This window comes from Bartonella massiliensis (genome assembly GCF_902150025.1).
In the GTDB taxonomy this organism is placed as follows: Bacteria; Pseudomonadota; Alphaproteobacteria; order Rhizobiales; family Rhizobiaceae; genus Bartonella; species Bartonella massiliensis.
Genome location: NZ_CABFVS010000066.1, coordinates 1 through 1,517, shown reverse-complemented (window position 1 = coordinate 1,517; position 1,517 = coordinate 1). Strand labels below are relative to the sequence as shown.

The following is a 1,517-nucleotide window of genomic DNA, read 5'->3' as shown; positions in this document are numbered from 1 at the left end:
AAAAAACGTCTGTATATGACAGCAACGCCTCGTATCTTTAGCGAGACTGCCAAAAGACGGGCTGATGAGATTAATGCCGTTTTGGCGTCCATGGATGATGAAGCGCTTTTTGGAAAACAACTTTATCATTATACCTTTACTGAAGCTGTCGAGAATGAACTTTTAACCCCTTACAAGATTGTTGTTTTGGGTATTGATGAAACCTATATCACACCAGCCATACAGAAGATTATTGCCAATGAAGACCGTGAAATTGATTTAGATGATGCGGCAAAAATTATTGGCTGTTATAGAGCACTGACTAAAATAGATAAGGAAGCAGCTATTGATGATGATGATACAGAGCCCATGCATTGTGCTTTAGCTTTTTGCAAAGATATCAATACTTCTCAATATGTTACAAAGCTCTTCAATAAAATTATCGAATCTCATATCAATGATTTCCTTAAAGACGTTCCCTTTCTGAATTGTGAAGTAAGACATATTGACGGAAAGCAAAGTGTCAAAAAACGCAATGAAGAACTGGATTGGCTGAAACAAGATGCTGGTCACAATGTTTGTCGGATCTTAAGCAATGTTCGGTGTCTTTCAGAAGGAATTGATGTTCCTGCTCTTGATGCCATCATGTTTTTACACCCGCGCAATAGCCAAGTGGATGTGATACAGGCGGTGGGGCGTGTGATGCGTCGTGCCAAAGGAAAAAAGACAGGTTATATCATTTTACCCGTTATCATTCCCTCGCATTTAGAAGCCAAAAAAGCTTTACGGAATAATAAGAAGTACCATGTTGTTTGGCAAGTTTTGAATGCTTTACATTCTCATGATGAGAGGCTGGCTCGAACGATTAATCAAATGTCTTTAGGACAAGATAGCAGCCATACGATTGAGATTATAGAGATTAAGCGTGACAATGAATTAAAAGAACTCACCACAACGGTTGATGATGTCCAGATACAATCAAAGGAGAAAGTTCTGGACATGTTATTGGAACAGCAGCAAGCAACTCTCAATCGACTACAGAGCAAGGAGAATTATTCCGCCCTTCTGAATTTGTTGATTTTATCAAGACAATTTTTCTGGATAGTTTTAAAATCACGGATTATTGGGGCATATGGGCTGGCAATGTTGCTGAGATTGCACAAAACCATATCAATCGTCTTAAAGATATGCTTGTGGACGAAAAGAGTGAAACTTTTCATGCTTTTGATATCTTTCATAAGGAATTACAAAACAACGTAAACAGTGAAATCAAACAAGAGGAAGCCGTTGAGATGTTAGCACAACATCTTGTGACGCGTCCCGTGTTTGAAGCTTTGTTTGACGGCAATAAGTTTGTCCAGAACAATGCCATTTCACAAGCCATGGAAAAGATTTTAGCGAAACTGGATAAAACCAATATTGAGGAAGAAGCAAAAGATCTTGATAAATTCTACAAAAGTATCACGTTCTGTACAGCAGGGATTACTGAACCCCAAGCAAAGCAAAATCTTATTATCAAGCTTTATGAAAGTTTTTTT

General features: G+C 38.1%; 1 pseudogene. It reads left to right on the top strand.

Annotation, left to right across the window (positions count from 1 at the left end):
• Positions 1–1,517 (top strand): annotated as a pseudogene (locus FNZ60_RS09435) (helicase-related protein); the annotation flags it as partial.